The 22,052-nt window shown below is 44.7% G+C and carries 19 protein-coding genes; 12 read left to right on the top strand and 7 right to left on the bottom strand.

What is annotated here, in order from left to right; translation table 11 throughout:
- Positions 1-675 precede the first annotated feature (675 nt).
- Complete coding sequence (locus AB6E85_RS05605) at positions 676-2,112, top strand: glyceraldehyde-3-phosphate dehydrogenase (RefSeq protein ID WP_048612894.1); 1,437 nt, start codon at positions 676-678, stop codon at positions 2,110-2,112.
- A 240-nt stretch (positions 2,113-2,352) separates the two neighbouring features.
- Here the strand turns inward: AB6E85_RS05605 and AB6E85_RS05600 are convergent, their stop codons facing one another.
- Positions 2,353-3,408: a 2Fe-2S iron-sulfur cluster-binding protein gene (locus AB6E85_RS05600; protein WP_372141781.1), complete on the bottom strand. Its 1,056-nt coding sequence runs from the start codon at positions 3,406-3,408 to the stop codon at positions 2,353-2,355.
- A gap of 101 nt (positions 3,409-3,509) precedes the next feature.
- Positions 3,510-5,171, bottom strand: a complete 1,662-nt coding sequence (hcp, locus tag AB6E85_RS05595; RefSeq protein ID WP_048612892.1) for a hydroxylamine reductase — start codon at positions 5,169-5,171, stop codon at positions 3,510-3,512.
- Between the two features lie 273 nt (positions 5,172-5,444).
- Here hcp and AB6E85_RS05590 point away from each other — a divergent pair, with 273 nt between their 5' ends.
- Together AB6E85_RS05590 and AB6E85_RS05585 are read left to right on the top strand one after the other, a co-directional pair.
- Positions 5,445-5,675, top strand: coding sequence for a hypothetical protein (locus tag AB6E85_RS05590; RefSeq protein WP_017061777.1), 231 nt, complete (start codon positions 5,445-5,447; stop codon positions 5,673-5,675).
- 53 nt (positions 5,676-5,728) lie between these two features.
- Positions 5,729-6,892: an alpha/beta hydrolase gene (locus tag AB6E85_RS05585; protein WP_372141779.1), complete on the top strand. Its 1,164-nt coding sequence runs from the start codon at positions 5,729-5,731 to the stop codon at positions 6,890-6,892.
- Positions 6,893-7,199: 307 nt separating this feature from the next.
- On the opposite strand, the gene AB6E85_RS05580 is transcribed toward AB6E85_RS05585, so the two are convergent.
- From AB6E85_RS05580 to AB6E85_RS05570, 3 genes are all read right to left on the bottom strand, one after another.
- Positions 7,200-7,814, bottom strand: coding sequence for a LysE family translocator (locus AB6E85_RS05580; RefSeq protein WP_017061779.1), 615 nt, complete (start codon positions 7,812-7,814; stop codon positions 7,200-7,202).
- Positions 7,815-7,941: 127 nt separating this feature from the next.
- Positions 7,942-8,862 (bottom strand): LysR family transcriptional regulator, encoded by a 921-nt coding sequence (locus AB6E85_RS05575; protein ID WP_372141777.1) that lies wholly within the window; start codon positions 8,860-8,862, stop codon positions 7,942-7,944.
- Complete coding sequence (locus AB6E85_RS05570) at positions 8,856-9,317, bottom strand: Lrp/AsnC family transcriptional regulator (protein ID WP_017061781.1); 462 nt, start codon at positions 9,315-9,317, stop codon at positions 8,856-8,858. Before AB6E85_RS05570 ends, AB6E85_RS05575 begins: the two co-directional genes overlap by 7 nt.
- Before the next feature lie 253 nt (positions 9,318-9,570).
- Between AB6E85_RS05570 and yjeH the strand changes: the two genes are divergently transcribed.
- The gene (gene yjeH, locus AB6E85_RS05565; protein WP_372141775.1) at positions 9,571-10,836 is read left to right on the top strand and encodes an L-methionine/branched-chain amino acid transporter; all 1,266 of its coding nucleotides are present in this window, start codon (positions 9,571-9,573) and stop codon (positions 10,834-10,836) included.
- 16 nt (positions 10,837-10,852) lie between these two features.
- Here the strand turns inward: yjeH and AB6E85_RS05560 are convergent, their stop codons facing one another.
- Positions 10,853-12,310, bottom strand: coding sequence for a PLP-dependent aminotransferase family protein (locus tag AB6E85_RS05560; RefSeq protein ID WP_372141774.1), 1,458 nt, complete (start codon positions 12,308-12,310; stop codon positions 10,853-10,855).
- A gap of 90 nt (positions 12,311-12,400) precedes the next feature.
- On the opposite strand from AB6E85_RS05560, the gene AB6E85_RS05555 reads away from it, so the two are divergent.
- Positions 12,401-13,060, top strand: a complete 660-nt coding sequence (locus tag AB6E85_RS05555) for a pyridoxamine 5'-phosphate oxidase family protein (protein ID WP_372141773.1) — start codon at positions 12,401-12,403, stop codon at positions 13,058-13,060.
- 82 nt (positions 13,061-13,142) lie between these two features.
- Positions 13,143-14,081 carry an urea transporter gene (locus AB6E85_RS05550; RefSeq protein WP_372141772.1) on the top strand — a complete coding sequence of 313 codons (939 nt, stop codon included), beginning with the start codon at positions 13,143-13,145 and terminating at the stop codon, positions 14,079-14,081.
- Positions 14,082-14,091: 10 nt separating this feature from the next.
- On the opposite strand, the gene AB6E85_RS05545 is transcribed toward AB6E85_RS05550, so the two are convergent.
- Complete coding sequence (locus tag AB6E85_RS05545; RefSeq protein ID WP_372141770.1) at positions 14,092-15,099, bottom strand: helix-turn-helix domain-containing protein; 1,008 nt, start codon at positions 15,097-15,099, stop codon at positions 14,092-14,094.
- A 133-nt stretch (positions 15,100-15,232) separates the two neighbouring features.
- Between AB6E85_RS05545 and AB6E85_RS05540 the strand changes: the two genes are divergently transcribed.
- From AB6E85_RS05540 to AB6E85_RS05515, 6 genes are all read left to right on the top strand, one after another.
- Complete coding sequence (locus AB6E85_RS05540) at positions 15,233-15,583, top strand: MFS transporter (RefSeq protein WP_017066493.1); 351 nt, start codon at positions 15,233-15,235, stop codon at positions 15,581-15,583.
- Complete coding sequence (locus AB6E85_RS05535; RefSeq protein WP_048608932.1) at positions 15,577-16,800, top strand: HlyD family secretion protein; 1,224 nt, start codon at positions 15,577-15,579, stop codon at positions 16,798-16,800. The genes AB6E85_RS05540 and AB6E85_RS05535 overlap by 7 nt, the downstream gene beginning before the upstream one ends.
- Before the next feature lie 679 nt (positions 16,801-17,479).
- On the top strand, positions 17,480-18,718 hold the full coding sequence (codB, locus tag AB6E85_RS05530; RefSeq protein ID WP_032546874.1) for a cytosine permease: 1,239 nt from the start codon (positions 17,480-17,482) through the stop codon (positions 18,716-18,718).
- Positions 18,719-18,727: 9 nt separating this feature from the next.
- Positions 18,728-20,005 (top strand): cytosine deaminase, encoded by a 1,278-nt coding sequence (locus AB6E85_RS05525; RefSeq protein WP_372141769.1) that lies wholly within the window; start codon positions 18,728-18,730, stop codon positions 20,003-20,005.
- Positions 20,006-20,363: 358 nt separating this feature from the next.
- Entirely contained in the window at positions 20,364-20,576 is a 213-nt protein-coding gene (locus tag AB6E85_RS05520; protein ID WP_004740083.1) for a cold-shock protein, read from the top strand.
- A gap of 459 nt (positions 20,577-21,035) precedes the next feature.
- The gene (locus AB6E85_RS05515) at positions 21,036-22,052 is read left to right on the top strand and encodes a GGDEF domain-containing protein (protein WP_048612880.1); all 1,017 of its coding nucleotides are present in this window, start codon (positions 21,036-21,038) and stop codon (positions 22,050-22,052) included.

Below are 22,052 nucleotides of genomic sequence, written 5' to 3'. Positions count from 1 at the left end.
CTACTCGAGGAGGTTTCTACCAATGAAATGTAAACAAACGAGATTTCAGTGAGCAAAATGTAAACAAAAGACGTTTTCTCCAGTTATTATCACCCGCATAACAAGTGAACGGCCACATTTAGCGGCTCAACTAGACTATGAATAACGACTCTGCGCGCTAACAAAGCGGATAGTTAGGTTAAAATTGTGACATCCAATCGTTTGCGTGATGCACTTTTCACGCTCAAGCTAGGCTTATTCAAAGGTCGAACAACAATACTCGCTGATTCCCTTATTTGTCGTTTACTGTTTACGTGTAACTTGAGTTAGCGATCACACCTTTATTGTTCATTATGACCTGCATTACATATTATCTTTTGAATTGAGTATTTTTTGACGAAAAATAAGTGCTACAGATTGTTAAAGTCAATAGTCTTTATCGACGTTCAAATCTTGATTTATTGCTAATATCAAGGCAATTTAAAGATATTTTGTCTGCATTTATTTTTCCTAGCAGAATAACCCGTCGTACCTTACAATCCTGCCACATAAAAATCACAAGTTACACACAAGGTATATCAGCACATTTAAGTGGCAATAAAGACCACAGACTGATGCCTCAAACCCCCTATGCTGATTGGCTTCCCTACAACCGCCATGAATGCAGAAACTTAACGTGAAAGGTCCCGAGTAAAGATGAGTCCCGAAAAGCACCTCCTAGATTGGCAAACTAGTCAAACCATTGCTGAATCCATCGCTCCAACTTTAGGTCAGTTATACCGTCAAAAAGGCGTAGAAGTTATCCTCTTTGGTAAGACCTTAGTTAACGCGACAACTATCGACATCATCAAAGCTCACCGCATCGCAAAACGTTACACTGGTTCTCCTCTTACAGCAGAACAGACTCAACCTATCATTCAACACCTTCTCTCTATGGACTTATCTCCATGTCGTATCGACGTTGGTCGCCTTGCGCATTCATTCTGGCAAGATCGCGAAGACACACACGGGTTGGATGATTTCCTACAAACTGCGCTTATCGAATCGCTTGAAGGCGATGCGATGACAGAGCCTCGTGACGTTGTATTGTACGGTTTTGGTCGTATTGGCCGACTGCTAACTCGCCTATTGATTGAGAAAAGTGGCCCGGGTTACCCACTACGTTTACGTGCAATCGTTGTACGTGGCGGCAAAGATGGCGACCTAGAAAAACGTGCTAGCTTACTCCGTCGTGACTCTGTACACGGCCAATTCAACGGCAGCATTGTTGTAGACCAAGAACGCAAAGCGATCATCGTTAACGGTAACTTCATCCAAGTTATCTATGCAAACAAACCAGAAGAAGTGGATTACACGGCTTACGGTATTGAAAACGCACTTGTGGTTGATAACACAGGCGTATGGCGTGACGCGGAAGGCCTGAGCCAACACGTTGCGTGTAACGGTGCGAAGAAAGTGCTACTGACTGCGCCAGGTAAAGGCGACATCAAGAACGTGGTATTTGGTGTAAATGAAAATGTTATTCAGCCAGAAGACACCATCATCTCTGCAGCAAGCTGTACTACTAACGCAATCACGCCAGTATTGAAAGCGGTTCACGACAAGTTTGGCGTGCTGTCTGGTCACATCGAAACGGTGCACTCATTTACCAATGATCAAAACCTAATCGATAACTTCCACTCGGGTGATCGTCGTGGTCGTGCTGCGTCACTGAACATGGTTTTGACATCGACTGGCGCTGCTAAAGCAGTATCAAAAGCGATGCCGGAAATGGAAGGTAAGCTAACAGGTAATGCGATTCGCGTACCTACGCCAAACGTTTCAATGGCAGTTGCGAACCTAAACCTTGAGAAAGGCACAAACAAAGAAGAGTTGAACGAGTACCTGCGTGAAATGGCGCTGTCTTCTGCTTTATCTGCACAAATCGATTACACAGACTCGACTGAGATTGTATCTACAGACTTGGTTGGCTCTCGTCACCCAGGTGTGGTTGACGGTGTGGCGACTATCGCACAAGACAACCGTGCCGTGCTGTACATTTGGTACGATAACGAGTTTGGCTACAGCTGCCAAGTTGTTCACTGTATGGAACAGATGATGGGTGTACGCTACAAGACATACCCAGAAGTTTAATTAACTTCGCTCGTGTAGATACGTCCATCGCAACAAGCTCCACAACATAATAACTATATCTGCGAAGTCTTTTATGGGCTTCGCAACCCCTTTTGTTTTACTCCCCCGTATAAACAAAAGGGTTGCCACTTAGATCTGCTCTCTCTAACTGATCTAGGTGGCCTTTTTACATCTAGCACCCTAACTTTTATCTCGATGACAAGATCTTGTCTTCATTACTCTTGCACAGCTTCACGTCTGTTATAACTCAACCTCAACATCTGACTGAATCGAGCTTGAACATGCAAGCACGTAGCCCTGTTCAATCTGTTCTGGCGTCAATGTCTCTTGGCTGCTTGACTCCACAGAGCCCTTGGTCACTTTGCATTTACACGAACCACAAATCCCACTACGACAAGCGATGATAATTGGAACGCCTGCTTTTTCTAATGAATCCGCCAATGGTGTGCCAGTTTCCGCTTCAACTTCAGCGCCAAACGCAGGCACAAATACGTTAACAGCACTATTCGTATCGTCAGCAACTTCGGCTTGTGACGCTTCTGATTGAGCATTCTGAGTAGCAGGAGTAAAGCTTTCTTGATAGAAGTTATCCATGTTGAACTCAAGTTCTTTCAGATAACTCTCAATATCTTGCATGAAGCCGACAGGCCCACACAGGTAAACCGTTCTGTCTAAGATATCTGGGCTCAGTTTCACCAACCAGTTTTTATCTAAACGACCTTGAGGGGCGGTTGTTCCTTCGTTGTCTTTCAGCAGCAGTTTTAAGTTGAAATTCGCATGTGATTCATCGAGCTGATGAAGTTCTTGAAAGTAGATAGTCTCAAGCTTGTTGCGTGCCATGTGGACGAAATCAATCTCAATGTCACTGTCTTGAGACAGCCAATATTTTACCATCGCCATTACGGGTGTAATGCCACAGCCCGCACTCACTAGCGTTACTTTCTTTGTTGCCGTTGGCATGCAATCAATACAGTTAAACGCGCCTGCCGGCTTCAACACAGAAACCTCGTCACCTTCATCAAGCTCATCAACAATAAAGTTCGAAACCAAGCCACCTTCCACACGCTTGACCGTCAACTTCAGGCGGTTATCTTCGGGGCAAGAAGCCACGGAATAAGCACGGTAATCCGTTTTCGTCGGCATATCTAACCCCAAGGTGATGAACTGACCGGGCTTAAAATTGAAATGTAAGTCTTGTGGAATACTGCCAAGCTCAAAGCTGACCGTATCTGGCGTCTCGTGCCATTTCTTTAAACACACTAAATTGATTGAATCGCTATCCGACCATGCATACATAGTTCACGCACCTTACTGATACTAAAGAATTAAATCTAGAAAGCCCCGCCGCTGCACGTTCCTAGAGAACAGCAACAACGGGGCTTGGGAGTGGGCTTAGATTAAGCCGCTAAGATTGTTTTAAGATCTTGCTCTGGCGTTGAGATAGAACGCATGTCGAACTCGTCTTGAATAATCTTTAGTAGGTTCTCTGTTAGGAAAGCGGGTGCTGTTGGGCCGGTGTAGATACCTTTCACACCAAGAGCAAACAGAGTAAGCAGGATAACGATCGCTTTTTGCTCGAACCAAGATAAAACCAGCGTTAGTGGTAGTTCGTTGATACCACAATCAAACTCTTGAGACAGTGCGATAGCAAGCTGAATCGCAGAGTAAGCATCGTTACATTGGCCAACATCTAACAGACGTGGGATGCCGTTAATGTCACCGAATTGGTTCTTGTTGAAACGGAATTTACCACACGCCAATGTTAGGATTACGGAATCTTCTGGTGCTTGCGCTGTGAAATCTGTGTAGTAGCTACGCTCAGATTTGTCGCCGTCACAGCCACCCACAAGGAAGAAGTGCTTGATGTTGCCTTCTTTCACTTGTTCAACAACCGCAGGCGCAGCTTCCATCAAAGCATTACGACCAAAGCCGACAGTGATCATTTGCTCGATCTCGTCATGCTTGAAGCCTTCTTGCGCAAGAGCACAATCAATTACTGCACTGAAATCGTCGCCTTCAAGGTGAGCAACACCCGGCCAGCCTACGATGCTACGCGTAAATAGGCGGTCAGCGTATGAGCCCACATCAGGATTAAGCAGACAGTTCGATGTCATTACGATCGCACCTGGGAAGTTCGCAAATTCTTTTTGCTGGTTCTGCCAAGCACTACCGTAGTTACCCGCAAGGTGTGGGTACTTGTTTAGTTCAGGGTAGCCGTGTGCAGGTAGCATCTCACCATTGGTGTAAACGTTAATGCCCTTGCCTTCCGTTTGTTGAAGGATCTTTTCTAGATCATGCAGGTCGTGACCAGAAACAAGGATACAGTGACCTTGCTTCGTCTTCACATTCACGGTTGTTGGTTGAGGGTGACCAAATGTATCTGTCTCGCCTTTATCCAGCATTTCCATGACTTTGTAATTCATTAAGCCAATCTGCATAGACGTATCTAGTAGTTGTTTTAGGTCTGATGGATCCGTACCTAGGAAAGCCATGATTTCATGGTATTCAGCAAAGATAGCATTGTCAGTTTGACCAAGAACACGTGCGTGCTCCATGTATGCTGCCGCACCTTTTAGCCCGTAAAGACAAAGTAGGCGAAGACCAATCACATCTTCGTGTTGAGAATCGTGACCACGGTTTACCGCCGCTTGAGGGGCAAGCGCCAATAGCTCTGAAGAGTCCGTTGGAAGGTCGAATTGAGCGGCAGCAGAAAGCGCTGGGATCTCAAAACCAATCAATGTCGCTGCCGCGCGAACCTGTTGTTCTAAGCGCTGCTTAAATTCATGAGATTGCTGTGCAAATTCAATGATACGAGCAGGGTCGAAGTTAACGTTGGTTAATGTTGCGAAAAACGCTTTTGGCGCCCACTCGTCGATTTCAGTATCAATAACATCACACGCACGGCCCAAATTGGCCCAAAAAGAAACACCTTGAAGAGAATGCACCAACACGTCTTGAAGGTCGGATACTTCAGACGTTTTTCCACACATGCCTTGTGCGAAAGAACAGCCTTTTACGGTTGGGGTTTGAATTGTTTGTTCACATTGAATACAAAACATATAAGGGCTCCAGTAATTTTTATTAACTGTAAGTACTTTGCTTACAGTGACTTATTCCAAACCCTATAGAGCATCAAGCGTGCCAACTTTTAAGCTGTTGATTTTATTGAATTTAGTTTTATTCCATATTTTTAATGCGTGATTATGACTACATATAAACTCCCTAACAGCACACATCCGTGTCATAGTGACTCTCAGAGATTTATTAACGACGTTCATGTTTCGTTCAGAATAGAAGCGATAAAGTAACAACATAGAAAAAGAGGAATGAATATGAAAAATATATTAGTTACGATTGTTGCATTGTTTACTGGCCTTTTGGCGTTATTCACAAGCTTGATCCTTGCTATTCCTTTAGCTATTGCAGCTTTAATTACTGGCAAGCGCATTCAGAATCAAATGAAGAAACAAGGTTTTGCAGCTCATATGAACACTCGTCAGTCATCAACCAATGATGCCGGTGTTATTGAAGGTGAATACGAAGACCTTTCAAGCAAAAAGTAACCTAAACTTTAGTTTCAGACATAGTGAAAGCACAACAGAGACAAGATTACATAATGCAAAGAAAGCCCCTCCTAGCACTGCTGGCCTTAACGACTTTAAGTCTCGTTGGTTGTTCCAACGAGACAACTATACCCGCTTACGAAACATCTCCAGACTTGCCTAGCTATCAGCAAGACAGCTTTGATGCCTACGTCAATGACACCCAAGATTGGTTATTGAAAAACCGCGTGTTCATGACAGAAGACAAGCAACTCGAGATCCAACTCAATTCACCAACCGAGTATCAACCAACCTCGCCAAACGGCAAGGCGGTGTTATTGGTGCATGGATTAGGCGACTCACCTTACTCATTTAAAGACATCGCTACCCATTTGGCTGAGCAAGGTTACTTAGTGAGAACTGTATTGCTTCCGGGTCACGGCAGTCGTGTGGGTGACCTAATGCAACCGAGCCTAGAAGATTGGCAAGGTGTGGTGGCTCATCATACGAAGCTACTTGAGCAAGAGTATGATTCTGTTTGGCTAGGCGGCTATTCAACCGGCGCGAACCTCGTGACTTCACAGGCGATCAACGATCCTAAGATCTCTGGATTAATGCTGTTCTCACCTGCGTTTCAACCAAGCTCGTCTGCTGTTCAATACGCAGGACTAGCAAGCTACTTTGTCACTTGGGCTGATCAAGATCCTGAAGACAATGTTTTGCGTTACAACTCATTGCCAATGAATGGTGCCTCGGTTTACTACGAGACATCAGAAGTCGTACGAGATGACTTACAAGATAAGCACTTCGACAAACCAGTGTTTATTATGATGAGTGAAGGCGACAGCGTGATTGACACCAACTACGTTCAGCAAGCGTTTACTGAATCCATGCCGAATCCAAACAATGTGTTGGTTTGGCAAGGAGAGACGACTCTCGAGGATCCTCGTGCTGTTCAGTACAGCATGAAAATTCCAGAGCAGCGTATCTCGAACGGCTCTCACATGGGCTTACTGTTCTCGCCAAGCAATCCGTATTACGGAATCAATGGTAGCGAGAAGATCTGCTCCAATGGTCAAGAGGAAGGTTTTGAAGAACAGTGCAACGCGACAAGTGAGGTTTGGTACTCAGCTTGGGGCTATCGTGAGGAAGGGAAGAACCATGCGCGTTTGACTTACAACCCCTACTTCTCAGACTCGATGGAGAAGTTAGATGCCGTGCTGAACTCTAAAGGTTAATAAGCTCAAACCTGTCCAAGCCAATCCATAGACATCAAAAAGGCTCACTAGATAACCTCTAGTGAGCCTTTTTTAATGAGTGTCGTTTCTGGTGAACGTCTAGGGTCTGTTGACCTTTAGAGCTGATTTTTGCAGCACTTTGTGGGAAATTTCTACAAGGCAGAGGCTTTGAAGTGTAGCTAGCCTACATGAGAAGCCGATAACGCAGTAGAAATGAACCACAAAGGCTGCCCGAAGGGTTCGGCTAGAATAAAATTTAACCACTAAAGGTCAACAGACCCTAGTTACTTATTCTTATCGCGCACTGCTATATCGTCCACACCACACGAACAGCAAGCAAGATCAGCACCACGCCAGATAGTCGATCAATCAACTGAGCTTTCGAGCGAATACGTTCAACAATCAACGGGCTAGACAGTACCAAGGTGATAAAGGTGTACCAAAGGCCGTCGACAATCAGTGGCGTTGAGACAATGATAACCTGATTGGTCAGTTCATTTCCTAACGCTACAAATTGACTAAACAGAGCGATGAAGAACAACGCGATCTTTGGGCTCAAGATAGAGATCAAGAAAGCCTCACGAGCAGACTGCATGTAACTCATCTTTTCACCCGCTTCTAATTTCGCAGCAACACCACCTTTCGAACGCAACGCATTAACGCCAAGATAAAGCAGATAAGCAGCACCCGCTAAGCTAATACCTTTGAACAACATTGGGGATTGCTCAAGCACAACGGCTAAACCGACAATGGTTGCGAACGCATAAATTCCGATACCAGCAGCGTGTGACCAAGCTGCGATAAGCCCGTTCATACGGCCACCAGCCAAACTGTGTTTAGCGATCATCGCCAAGCTTGGGCCCGGAGACATTGCACCCAACAAGCAAATCGCTAATAAAGAAAACCAAATTGTTACTGTCATCATTCCATTCCTAATAAAATAAAGCGTTCCAGCTGAACGCTCTACGCTTAATACTCAATACTTGTCACTTACCATAATTCGCAGGAGGTATTATTTGAAATCAAAGATAATCATCACACCTATGATTTCAAGTCATACTGATATTGTAACTCGACTTTTGCATGGCTTGGAATGCTTTTTCTCGCGCCCATTTGTGGGCAGAGTCGTTGTCATATTTAGGGTGCCACATTAACCAATAGGTATGCATTTCCGTATCAAATGGCAACGAAAAGTAGGTAGTATCGAGGTGTCGACCTAGATTGTAGGCGATATGTTCTGGCACGATCATCAGATAGTCGTCTTGCATTAACACAGTACCTGCGGATGAAAAGAACGGGACCTGCAAAGCCACTCTTCGCTTCAGCCCTTGCTTCTTCAATGCTATGTCCGCGTAGCTGTCTTTATCTCCGCCACCCGTCACTTTGATGTGAGAGTAGTGAGCAATATCTTCTGCACTCAAAACCGCTTGTTGAGCCAATGGGTGCGACTTGCGCATCAAACACACCGACTTATCTTCGCCAAGTTTGATGCTTGAGACATGTTCAGGCTTTGTGGGAAACATACTGGAAGCCAAATGAATCCCAGACTCGTTCAGTGCTTCAAGGTAGTTTGGCTGCCACAGGCGATAAGCCAAATTGATGTTCGGTGCTTCAGCGGATACCTCTGCCACAATCACAGGAAGAATATACTGAGCCACATAATCACTCGAAGACAACACCAATTCACCCTGCCAGTCTTGCGGCTCGAAGGGTTTATCATCTAACAGGTGGTCAAACTCGCCAAGCAGGTCGTCGAGTTTACCTTTGAGCAGCAATGCACGGTTGGTAGGCACCAGTTTGTTGCCATCACGGACCAGTAAAGGGTCACCACACAAATCTCGTAACTGGCTGAGCTGGCGGCTCACCGCGGATTGTGTGATATGCAAACGTTGGGCGGCACGGCTCACATGACACTCTTCAAGAAGTACATGCAGTGAACGCAGCAGGTTTAAGTTGATATTGCCTAACATGAATGCACCGTCGCATTCTGTTTGTTGAAAAACTCGGTCAAAACCGTATGAGTCATTAAGTGGCGCAGATCTGGGTAGCTTTGCAGCTGATCGCGAACTCGGTTCAAGCTCTCCATGCTTTCCACTTCCACGTACAACATCATATCTGTCTCACCGCTAATAGAGTGGCACCATTGCACCTCATCAATACTCTGGATTTGTTTCGCGTAAGACTCACAACTATGGTCACTACTCGACATGTCGAACTTCAACAAGATATAAGCGCACACATTCTTCGTTTGGTTGGGTTCTGCCACTTGAGCGCAGTAGCCCGTAATCACTTTGTCGCTTTCCAGTTTCTTGATTCTGGCGTTCACTGCCGAGCGCGAGAGGCTGACATCTCGGGCGATATCGCTCACTGAGCATCGTGCATTGGTTTTGAGAATATCCAAAATCTGGCGATCAAATTTATCCATGCTTCTGATTCTTTTCATTTATTTTTCTATTTATAACGCCTAATTTGACACAACTTTCCGACTTATAACAGCCATTCTGACAGCGACACTTTCACGCTTAATCGGATTAATACCGTTAAAATGACGGTGTCTTACGACGTTTCGCTAGCTGTATTATTGATGTCTACAATGTATGCTCTCAATCATAACTTCATACACACCAGAAGAAAGTTACTGGAAGACCGTGACCAGAATCAAATAGCTAGGAGAGCGAATGACACAACTCAAACAAGAAATCACGCTTATTTCAGGAATCGGACAACTCTCAACGACCTTGCTAGGCACGGGATTATTTATGATCCCTGCGATCGCAGCAGGCATTGCAGGTCAGCTGTCTCTACTCGCTTGGTTAATCCTTTTTATCGCTATTTGCCCGATTGCACTGACCTTCGCAGCATTAGGAAAACGCTACCCGAATGCAGGTGGTACTGCCTACTTTGTGCGTCAGGCGTTCAGTGAGCGATTAGAAACAAGCGTGGCGTGGTTGTTTGTGAGTGTTATTCCTGTCGGTATTCCAGCGGCCATTGCACTGGCAGGTGGTTTTGCTCAACAATTGTTACCTGCGCCTCTCGATACACCACTGGGGGCTCAATCCTTTACTGTAGCCCTGCTTATTGCCGTCAATTTGATGGGCAGTAAGTCTTCTGGTCGCTTACAAACGGTGATTGCCTTGTCGATTTTCGCCTTGGTCAGCGCTTTTGTTTGGAAAGCCGACATCACGGTAGCCGATGTTGCTCTTCCTGCCATCTCGTCCGATTCTATGTGGCCTATCAGCGCTGCGTTGGCTGTCATGTTTTGGTGCTTTGTCGGAATAGAAGCTTTTGCTCACATGGGAGAGGAGTTCAAAAATCCACAACGTGACTTCCCAATCGCGATCATTGCAGGCTGTTTTGTTGCGGGGCTAGTGTATTGGGCTTGTTCAGTGGTGCTCCTTAAACTGGGTGCTTTCGGTTCACCTGAATTCGATGCCGCATCCATCCCTTGGGTAACAGAACAACTGTTTGGTAATGGCTTCAAAACTGTCATCAGCGTGCTGGGGTTCTTTGCTTGCTTTGCTAGCCTAAACCTTTACACACAAAGCCTGTCTCGGATGATCTGGGCTCAGGCTCGTCAACACTCTCCTACAAGTCGAATGGCTCAACTGAACAGCCGCGGCGTACCGTTTTACCCAACCATAGCAATTGGCTTTGTCGTGCTTATCTCGTGTGTGATTGGTGAACTGTCTAACTTGGACCTTGAATTCTTTCTCAAGCTCGCCAACGGTATTTTTGTTCTGGTTTATCTGCTCGCGATGTTAGCCGCTTGCCGATTACTGACAGGTGCATCTAGATACACAGCCATGCTTTCATTGGTCATCTGTACCTTGGTGTTTATCTGTTTAAGTTGGTCGATGCTCTATGCCGTGATTATTTTTGTGACATTGTCACTCCCTTGGAAAAAGTGGTTGGGTAAACCCACCGTTTCTGTCGACAAGCTGTAAACGATACCTACCAATATCACTGATAGAAAAGCCGAGCGATCTGTTTGATCTTCGGCTTTATCTCAGCCAAACGGATATTTCCAAACCCCAGCACCGCCCCACTCCAATCACGAGCATCACTCGAACCGTATTCATAAAAATCAAACGGACGAATGATGATATTTTGAAGCTCAGCTCGTCGGCTCCATTCAGTTTCAGATATTCCATTGGACCACTTCACGGTCACATGTAGCCCCGCCGCTTGGCTGATCACTTCAAGATCGCCATGAAACTCGCTTTCAATAGCTTCTATCATGGCTTCATACTTGAGTTTGTATGACCGACGCATCTTTCTAATATGACGCAGCAAGTCGCCTTCTCGCACAAAATCCGCCAAAGCTTCCTGTGTGTGGGATGCCGTGTCTCCAGTGAGCGCGTCTTTGATCTCAAGACACTTCGCCACCAGGCTTTCTGGCACCACTAAGTACCCTAATCGAAGGCCATTGAACATCACCTTACTCAGAGAGCCGACATAGATGATGCGATCATCGAATCCCAACTTACCCGCCAAACCTTGCATGCTGGTATAAGGTCGATGAGCAAACTGGAACTCACTGTCGTAGTCATCTTCAATGATCCATGACTGATGTTGATTGGCCCAATCGATCAGTTTAAGGCGTTGCTCAGTATTTAAAGTCGTGCCCATTGGGTATTGGTTACTCGGCGTGACATACAGAGCCTTAGCATTGCTGGCCAACACTTTTTCAATATCTAGCCCCACCTTTTCACGCACACTCACACCATCCAGCTCTAGTCTCAACAGATCGATAATCTTATGCACTTGTCGATAACCGGGTTCCTCCACAAGGATTTTGTCGCCCATCGCTAACGTCGCCATTAATCCGATTGAGATGGCTTGCTGCGCACCTGCGGTGATGATGATTCTGTCGGCACTGCAATGAACTGAACGACTGCTTGCAAGGTACCCGCTCAATGCTTCTCTCAAGGCTAAACTTCCCTGAACCTCTTGATTGCCTGCAATGTTCTGACGTGTAGAGTGGCGTTGCAGCAGCCTCTGCCATTTCGCAAAAGGGAACGCATCTAAGTCAGGGACTCCGGGGGCAAAGCTGCGGTTAATGTCGTTCAGTGTCGCTATGTTTGCACTCGGTTGACAGACTGTTTGTTTGACCGTCGGATCCTGAATACTGTTTGGCTTAGACAAACTTAGAAAGTGTTCTGGTTGTTCAACCGAGACATAAAACCCTGAGCCTTGCTTACTCTCGATATAGCCTTCAGTGACCAGTTGTTCATACGCATAAATCACAGTATTTCGACTCACCGATAACTCGACGGCCAACTTACGTGTTGAAGGCAACTTACTGCCCTTGCTCCATAAATCTTGAACGATCTTCTCTCTTATCGCGTGGAACAATGCGGTTTGACGCGTGTCGTGTTGTTCGTCTAACTGTAGATCACCGACATCGATAGGCTGCATAACTGGATCCAAATAGTGTTTAAAAGTGGCTCTATTTAATAGACCAGTTAATCGCTACATTAATCAAAAGGCAATGATTAAGGAGCGATTATGTTATCTAACACGAAAAGAACCACGATTAAAAAAGGGGCTCACAAAGCCGTATTTGAGCAAGAGAAACTGCACCAAATTATTGATGAGAGCTTAATCGCACACATTGCATTGCAGGGCGAACAAGGCCCAATGGTTATCCCGATGCTCGCGTGGCGAGTGGATGATATGGTCTACATTCATGGGGCTAAAAACAGTCGCCTACTAAAAGGGCTAAAAAAGGGAGAACCAACCTGTTTAACGTTCACCTTATTCGATGGTTGGGTGTTGGCTCGTTCGGCATTTCATCATAGTGCGCATTATCGTTCTGCCGTGGTATTGGGGTCATTTTCAGTCATCGATGACAATCAAGAAAAGGATCGCTTGTTGAATATCTTTGTTGAGCAAATCGCGCCGGGCAGAACCGATGAAGTCAGGCTCAGTAATGAAAAAGAACTCACCGCGACCGAGTTGTTAGCGATACCTTTAACAGAAGCTTCCGTGAAGATTGGTAAACATGGAGTGAATGATGATAAAGCCGATATGGACATTCCAGTATGGGCTGGCGTATTGCCTTATCGAACGGTCGTTGGGCCATTAGAAACCGTTCCAGAACAAGAAGGCATCATTGAAACACCAGATTATCAACAAGCTTATGGTGAACGCTGGTATCAGAATTAACACTCGAAGATGGTGAACTTGATAAAATTGTATACAATCTGACTTACAAAAATTTAACATGACTCAATAATGTAATCAGACGATGAAAACGAACAAGGATATTCTGCCATTTCAAGGCTTGCTCAATGGCATTGGGCAAGTCTATTTCACACCGTCTGTCATGACGTCGACTTTGCTGTTGCTTGCCATTTCTATTGAGTCACTTGCACTGGCTTTTCTTACTTTGCTTGGCGCCAGTTGCAGCTTTGCATTGGCCTTCTATGGCTATATGTACACCAACACCAACACCAACACCAACACCAACAAGTCAGCTGAAGATATTGATAGTGGAATGTACGCGCTAAATGGCGCTTTAATTGGCTTATTTATCGGTAACTTTTTTGGTGTGACACCATTATTGGCTTTAGTGACTGTGTTAGGTGCATTAGTCACGGTGCCGATTGCCCACATCGTATTCAGTTTTAAGAAATATCGCGGTTACACTAGCGCTTTTATCCTCAGCACTTGGTTGATTTATATTATCCAAGCAGCCTTTGAGCTATCAGCGTTTTCTGCACCTGATTCCGCACTGATGCCACTCATCAGTATTGAGGATAACTCGTGGTTCAACTTGCCGCCAGTGGTGATCCCGTTCTTAAAAGGGATAAGCCAAGTCAGCTTCATCGAAAATGCGTTGTCGGGGCTCGTTATCTTAGTCGCCATCGCACTCAACAATATCAAGCATGCCTGTTGGGTTATGCTCGCAGTAATAATTAGCACCGTATTTAGCGGGTTGATTGGCGCTTCTAGCGAACTGTTAGCCCAAGGTCTTTACGGGTACAACGCCATTCTTGCCACTTTAGCACTTGTGCTCTATCCGCGGATCTCTTGGCCGTTAATCCTATTAGGCATGCTGTTAAGCTGTCTCATCACACTTGGTTTTCATGAACTGTCACTGTTACCACTCACCGCCCCTTTCATTTTGAGTACTTGGGCCGTGGTTTACTTGTCCAGCCTGCTCCATAAACGAACCATAAGTTAGCTCTGTATAGTTACAGGCCGGTTTTTAAGCGCTCAACATATTGCTTGGGTGTCAAACCTCGATGTTTCTTAAACATCCGATTAAAGCTCGCGACATTGGTATAGCCGAGCCTCGTCGCGACTTCTTTTATTGGCACTGAATACATCAACAACTCCACCGCCACGTTACTTAATGCATAGCCCATAATGGTAGAAAAGTTGATGCCTAAGTTATGCAATCGACGTTGAAATTGCTGTTCAGATAACCCAAGCAAACTCGATACTTTATGCAGCGTTGGCAGGCCGAAATGACGACTGTAATTGATCATCTCATAGGTCACCTTATGCTCATCCGCGGCATCCGGCATGTTGAGGTAATTATCTAAGTCATGAAAATTCATGGCCAAGCTCATCTTGCCGATCGAAGGGGCTTGATTGCTCGATAACCTCAACTGGCTTGGTATCCAGATTTCAGTTCGTGGCTGGCCCCACTGAATATTGCACCCAAAATACTCTTGATAGAGTTGAGTGTTTTCGCGATAACCTGCGATAGAGACGGCTGCGGGAGTAAAGTCGTCTCCCAAGTAACGCCTTAATATCTTCATCATAAAGATGGCAACTCGGATCGAGTCATGAACCTTGCCCGCTTCGGTGTAAGCAGGATTGTCGTAACACCACTTGATGAAATTACCGACTTGAGCGCCATACAGGAAAGCCCCGGACTGCAAACAGTGCAACCCGATGTTAACTCGGCGTATAGACGACGCCAGATCGTGCCCCGAGAAAAACCAGTTAGAGAGAGGACCTAGCCTTTCAATATCCACTCTATCAGCCAGCTTCAAGATAATATCGGAATCATCGGTTTGTTGTTCAAGCAAGCCATACCATTTGTCCACTTCACTTACGGGGATAAGGTTCATCGGGTTATTAAACACTGATTTAGGAATACCTAATTGCTCAGTATTCACGGCCTTATTGGTCGTTGCGTATTGGTAAATACCCAAAATACCCAATGCTCTTAAGAAGTTACAATTGTTCATTAGCCACCATACTTAGAAGTCACTATTACAGATCAAATCATAATGACATCATTATTAAAGTAATTGGTAAATTTTCAACCTCTAAATCTGATATCAATCACACTCGGTGCTCAATTTAACCTAGGGTATATCAATGAGTTTAGTTAGTGTCCCATTCGTCGGAACCGGCGCAGATACCGCACTACACGTAGTTGCCGGCGTAGTGTTGGTCGCAACCATCGCTGCTGCATGTTACGGCTTCTGGCGTGTACATGAATTACCAATCAACAAGGCTCATAGTAAAGAGCATCAACAACTCGGTTTGATCACCGCATTAACATGGATTGGTTTTGTATGGCACTGGGTATGGGTACTAGCAGTAATTTTGGCCTTCGTTGATATGGAAAAAGCCATCATCAATCTAAGAGACACATGGAAGTCACCGACCACAACCAAGGAGCAAACAACTTCCGACAAGCAAGATGAGGAGAGCCAAACATGTTAGAAGGCTTGGCAATTTGGGCACTATTCATTTACTTACTCAGACTTGTTGGTATGCCTTGGAACAAAGGCACCAAGGCGTTTGCATACCTAGGTGGTACATCTTGGTTGCTGTTTGTATGGGTTGGTCTACTCAACTTTACTCCGATGGATCTATCGGGAGGCTCAGTGGTTCAGTCTCCACATATTCAATTGCGTCCAGACTCAACTAATGTGTCGGGAAAAACTTCCAAAGTCCACATCCACCCGAACCAAGATGTGACTGAAGGACAGCTAATTTACGAGATTGATGACACCAAATACGTCATCGCAAGAGACAAAGCCAGCGTTCAACTTGAGTCTGCAGAGGTCGCTTTAGACACAGCTCGTCAAGAAGTGAGCATTGCAAAAGTCAGCTATCAATCGGCGCTTGAAGACATCAAAGCTTCAGTCGCACAAATAGATTCGGCTAAAACAGACTTAGTACTGCAGTCAAAGACGCTTGATCGTTACCAGAAGCAAAACAAAGTGGTAGAACATACGATCACTGAAACTGACATCGACCAACAAACAGCAAAGGTAGACTTAGCGACGTATAACGTTACGACGTTGGAATCTCAGCTTAGCAAGAAAGAAGTCGATGCCGAGAATGCGAAATTAAACATCCACAAAGCTGAAACCAATGTGAGCAAGAAGCAAACTGAGGTTGATTCAGCAAAGGCAACACTGGCACAAGCACAATGGGACTTGAACAGCACTAAAGTCACGGCACCGACTGACGGCTTTGTAACGAACTTTATTCTTCGTGAAGGTCAGCGCGTTTCAATGATGCCTCGTATTCAAATGTACACCGAAGAGAAGTACGTGCTGATGCGAGTTAACCACCAAGCGATTCGTAATATTAAGGTCGGTCAACCTGCGGAATTTGCGACAGCGGTATACCCAGGAAAAGTATTCTCTGCAACCGTAGAAGGTATTGTAGAAGCGACTGGTGAAGCGCAAGCAAGTTTGCTAGGTATCGATGAGCAGGTTCGTGTTACCACAGGCAAAAACCTTCAGAACAAGCACCACTTTGTTCGTTTAAAAATTGATGAGGCAGAGGGTTACGATATTCCTGTTGGCTCTGTCGGATTAGCGTGGGTAAGCGGTGAGAAGCCTATCAGCTTTATGGCGTTCTTAGACGTAATACGCGGGATCATCATAAGAATGAAGTCTCAACTGTACTTCTTCTACTCCATCTAATACTTCCTATTGGTGAAGCAATACCAAGCCCGTGCGCTCTTAAATCGCACGGGCTTTTTGTTTATTTCACTATTCGTCGCCAGAAAGAACACAAACTCGAAAAACGAATAAACACTCTAAAGTTGCATTTTGCAATTGTATTTTGCAATTGGACATTGCAAAAACGCAAATCGATCGCTCAAATACGCACCAGATTGCTATAAAACTACCGTTTTACGTGGTTTTAAAAGTTGGCACACTAACTGCAATGTATATATTGACCCTTCTTAAGCCGAGGGTCACCTAGCCAACTGACGTTGTTAGTGAACCCATTCTTGTTCACAAAATATATAAGCCAATTGCCATTATTGCGATTGGCTATTTTTTTGCCTGCAGTTTGGCCGACCACGCTCTTTTTCGATACAGACACCCATTCAAACGTATAATAATCAACATTCATAGCCAACCAAGAACAGCAGATAACCAACGTGTTATAGAAAACGTTTTCTATTTATTTTTTTGAAATAAACTCAGAAAATAACCTTATGTTTTACAAGATAATTACTACAATAACTGATTTTAAATCGCCCTTATTGACAAAATTAGCATTGACTATGTGATTTATATCACCATAATGCGCACGTTTGCCTGCAATACGGCGACCGTTAATTTTAATTTTGATCATTTGCGGAGGTAAAAAATGGCTGCTGATAATAACTACAGTCTAGGGCCGGTTCCTACATCGGCTAGGAAAGGAGTCGCTTCACTCACCATGGTAATGCTTGGACTCACTTTCTTCTCTGCAAGTATGTGGACAGGTGGTTCACTCGGGACAGGTCTTTCATTCAACGATTTCTTCCTCGCCGTTCTCATCGGTAACCTAATCCTCGGTATTTACACTTCTTTTCTTGGCTACATCGGCTCATCTACTGGCCTCTCTACTCACCTTCTTGCTCGTTTCTCTTTCGGTACTAAAGGCTCATGGCTTCCTTCTGCGCTGCTTGGTGGTACACAAGTCGGTTGGTTTGGTGTGGGTGTTGCGATGTTTGCTATTCCAGTACAAAAAGCAACGGGCATTGATACCAACACCTTGATTATCGTATCTGGCTTGTTGATGACGGGTACAGTGTACTTCGGCATTAAAGCGCTAATGGTGCTTTCAGCGATTGCGGTGCCTGCGATTGCGATTCTGGGTGGTTACTCAGTACTGACTGCGGTAGACAGTGTTGGTGGACTAGAGCAACTGCAGCTGATTAAACCAGAGACGCCAATGGACTTCTCAATGGCGCTTGCAATGGTTGTTGGTTCGTTTGTAAGTGCGGGTACGTTGACTGCCGATTTCGTTCGCTTTGGTAAAAAGCCAGCAAGCGCAGTATTGATTACTATGGTCGCGTTCTTCATCGGTAACTCGCTGATGTTTATCTTCGGCGCGGCAGGCGCAGCAGCAACCGGTCAGGCTGATATTTCAGATGTGATGATCGCGCAAGGTCTACTGCTTCCAGCCATCATCGTGCTTGGCTTGAATATCTGGACAACCAATGAAAATGCACTTTATGCATCCGGTTTGGGTTTATCTAACATCACAGGTCGCTCAAGTACTACAATGTCTATCATTAACGGCATTATCGGTACGATTTTCGCGCTTTGGTTATACAACAACTTCGTTGGTTGGTTAACCTTCCTTTCGCTGGCAATTCCACCAATTGGTGGCGTAATCATCGCCGACTTCTTCGCGAACCGTAAACGTTACAAAGATTTTGCAAATGCAGAGTTCCAAACCGTTAACTGGGCTGGCATTATCGCGGTAGCAACAGGCGTAGCCGCTGGTCACTTCCTACCTGGCGTTGTTCCTTTGAACGCAGTGTTAGGTGGTGCAATCAGTTACCTCGTGCTTAATCCTCTATTGAACAAAAAAGCTCTGAAATCTCAGGCCGCTTAAGGACACACTATGACAACCTTATTAATCAAGAACGCGAAACTTCAAGACCAAGAGGGCTTGAAACAGATTCTGATTGAAAATGGTCAATTTTCTCGCATTCTCGATAATGACGCACAAATCAATTATCAAGGTGACATCCTTGATGCTGAAGGTGGCATTGCAGTTACTCCTTTCTGTGAACCGCACATCCACCTAGATACTACTCAAACAGCTGGTGAGCCTAACTGGAACATCTCTGGCACTTTGTTTGAAGGTATTGAGCGTTGGGCTGAGCGTAAAGAACTGCTATCAATCGAAGACGTAAAGTCTCGTGCCAAGCAAACATTGAAATGGCAGATAGCTAACGGTGTTCAACACGTTCGTACACACGTTGATGTGTCTGACCCAACACTCGTTGCGTTAAGAGCGATGGTTGAAGTTCGTGAAGAGATGAAAGAGTGGGTCGACATCCAGATCGTTGCATTCCCTCAAGAAGGCATTCTTTCATACCCTAACGGCAAAGAGTTGCTTGAAGAAGCAGTGAAGATCGGCGCTGACGTTATCGGTGCTATCCCTCACTTCGAATTCACTCGTGAATACGGCGTTGAATCTCTGCATTATGTGTTCGAGCTTGCACGCAAGTACGACTGTCTGATCGACGTTCATTGTGATGAAATCGACGACGAACAGTCTCGCTTTGTGGAAACATTAGCAGCCCTTGCTCATAAGTTTGAAATGGGCGAGAAAGTAACCGCTAGCCACACTACTGCAATGGGCTCTTACAACGGTGCTTACGCATCTCGCTTGTTCCGTCTATTGAAGATGTCTGGTATCAACTTCGTGGCAAACCCGTTAGTGAACATTCACTTACAGGGCCGTTTCGACGATTACCCGAAACGCCGCGGTGTAACGCGCGTTAAAGAGATGCTAGCAGCAAACATCAACGTTTGTTTTGGCCACGATGATGTGTTTGACCCATGGTACCCACTGGGCACAGCGAACATGCTTCAAGTTCTGCACATGGGACTGCATGTGACACAGGTTATGGGCTACGACCAAATCAACAACTCACTTGATTTGATCAGCAAGAACTCTGCTCGCACATTGAACATACAAGACAATTTCGGCATCGAAGAAGGTAAGCCAGGTAGCTTGCTGATTCTTCCTGCTGACAATGGCTTTGATGCAGTGCGCCGCCAAGTATCAGTGCAGTACTCAATACGCCACGGTAAGGTGATTGCAGAGACTCAACCAGCGAAAACAAAAATAAATTTAGATCAAACTGAAGATATCAACTTCAAGCGTTAATATCGTCTATACTAATGATCAAAAGGAAGCTGAGATGCTTCCTTTTGTTGTGTTGGACGAAGCGACAAAACTATCACTAAATCAGTGTAAATCTTGTACATTCGCACGGTATGACAAAAAAAGCACAAATTTCTTAAGCAATGCGTGTACATCTCAAAAGACTGTGTTAACATGCTCTCGCTCTGTTAGCCGGAGTTATTTAAGTTAGATGAATAGTAAAAAATTGACATGTAAAATCGTTACCCGTTTTTGTAAGTAGTTTTTCCTTATTTCTTAGCAATATTAAATAATTCAATTATCAGCGCATTGCATTAAATGCAATCAACAACTTAGAAAATTTATGAATAAGGGACAAATTATGTCTAACACAAATACTGGCACTGTAAAATGGTTTAACGAAGAGAAAGGTTTCGGCTTCATTTCTCAAGACAACGGCGGCGCTGACGTATTCGTACACTTCCGTGCAATCGTTTCTGAAGGCTTCAAAACTCTGAAAGAAGGCCAAAAGGTTTCTTTCGAAGTTGAAAACGGTCAAAAAGGCCTACAAGCAGCAAACGTTGTTGCTCAATAATTAGCTCTTATAGCTAAAAAGAATTTTAAAGCGCTGATTTTTATCGGCGCTTTTTTATGCCTGCTCATAAACATTTCCCCTCTCGATACAAGCTTCACCCGTTAACTCTGAACAACTCAAAACCACCAGCCAAGTCTCCTCAATCTAACCATTCTCAGTTAAAGCTCGACACCCAAATAACTTCACTTTTTGTATGCACTTCCAGAGACAACAACACTCATTTCTCAGCAATGTTTTGATACGAACTCACTCTATGTCGAAAGTTTGATAAGCCCAAAAATGGTTAAAGAACAATCCATTAGATTGCACTTATGAATACGCAATCGATATTCATAATAAAAATGAGTTATTTATCCAATCCTCATCCACTAATCATATAATTTTTAAAGCAAAGACGTTCGAAATCCGCTAACCTTGTTCGCAAGTGGCTTAGTTGTTTTGGTATCTGCAGTAAAAATAATGAACAAAGACGAATTTCAGAAATCCACCGCAAATCTAAAAAAAGCGGTGCCTCTTATGATGAAGAACAGGGTGTCAACGACACCTGCAAATTACGCACTTTGGTACACCTATGTCGATAACGCTATTCCCCAGCTGACTCAAGACATGGATGGTGTTTTAGAACACTACGGTATTTGTCCTCCTGCCGTGGGTGAGCAGCTATACAACAATTATGTTGCCAGCAAATCCGAAACCAATATCAATGACCTTCGCGCTAATTTGGAACTGTTAGTTTCTGAAGTTTCCAATTCAATGAATGACACCCTGACCGACACCTCCGCTTTTTCTGACATGATCGATAAAAGCTTCGAGGACTTGGCTCGTGTTGATAATGAAAGCCTATCTATTGATGAAGTCATGTCTTTGGTTCGACAGCTGGTGTCTGAATCTCGTCATATTCGTCACTCTACTCAGTTTTTAAACTCTCAGCTAAACTCTGCAACCTCAGAGATCACCAAGCTGAAAACTCAATTGGTAGAAGTGCAGAAAGATGCGCTCTTCGATAGTACAACCACACTCTATAACCGTCGCTCTTTCGACCGTGACATAGAAACCCTGTGTGAAGCACAACAATCTTTGTGTCTGATTCTTCTCGATATCGACCACTTTAAAAATTTCAACGACACCTATGGCCACTTGTTTGGTGATATGGTTCTTAAAGGGATCGCTCGTAAGCTGAAGTTAAGTTGCCGTGAAGGTATTTCTGCTTATCGATTTGGTGGTGAAGAATTTGCACTGATTGTGCCTAACAAGTCTTTGCGTATTGCTCGTCAACTCGCTGATACCAATCGTCGCTCTTTAGAAAAGCTGTCGATTAAAGATCGCCGCAGTGGTGAACAAGTCGGCAGTATCACGGCATCGTTTGGTGTCGCTGAACTTGAACCCGGCGAATCAGCTCAATCGCTGATCGAGCGTGCTGATAAGCTACTTTACGAAGCGAAATCACTTGGCCGTAACCGAGTCATGCCTTTGTAA

It is taken from the genome of Vibrio sp. 10N.247.311.51, from assembly GCF_041467855.1.
GTDB classification, from domain to species: Bacteria; Pseudomonadota; Gammaproteobacteria; order Enterobacterales; family Vibrionaceae; genus Vibrio; species Vibrio coralliirubri.
Note: the sequence above shows the minus strand (reverse complement) of the source record. Positions and strands in the feature narration are given on the sequence as shown.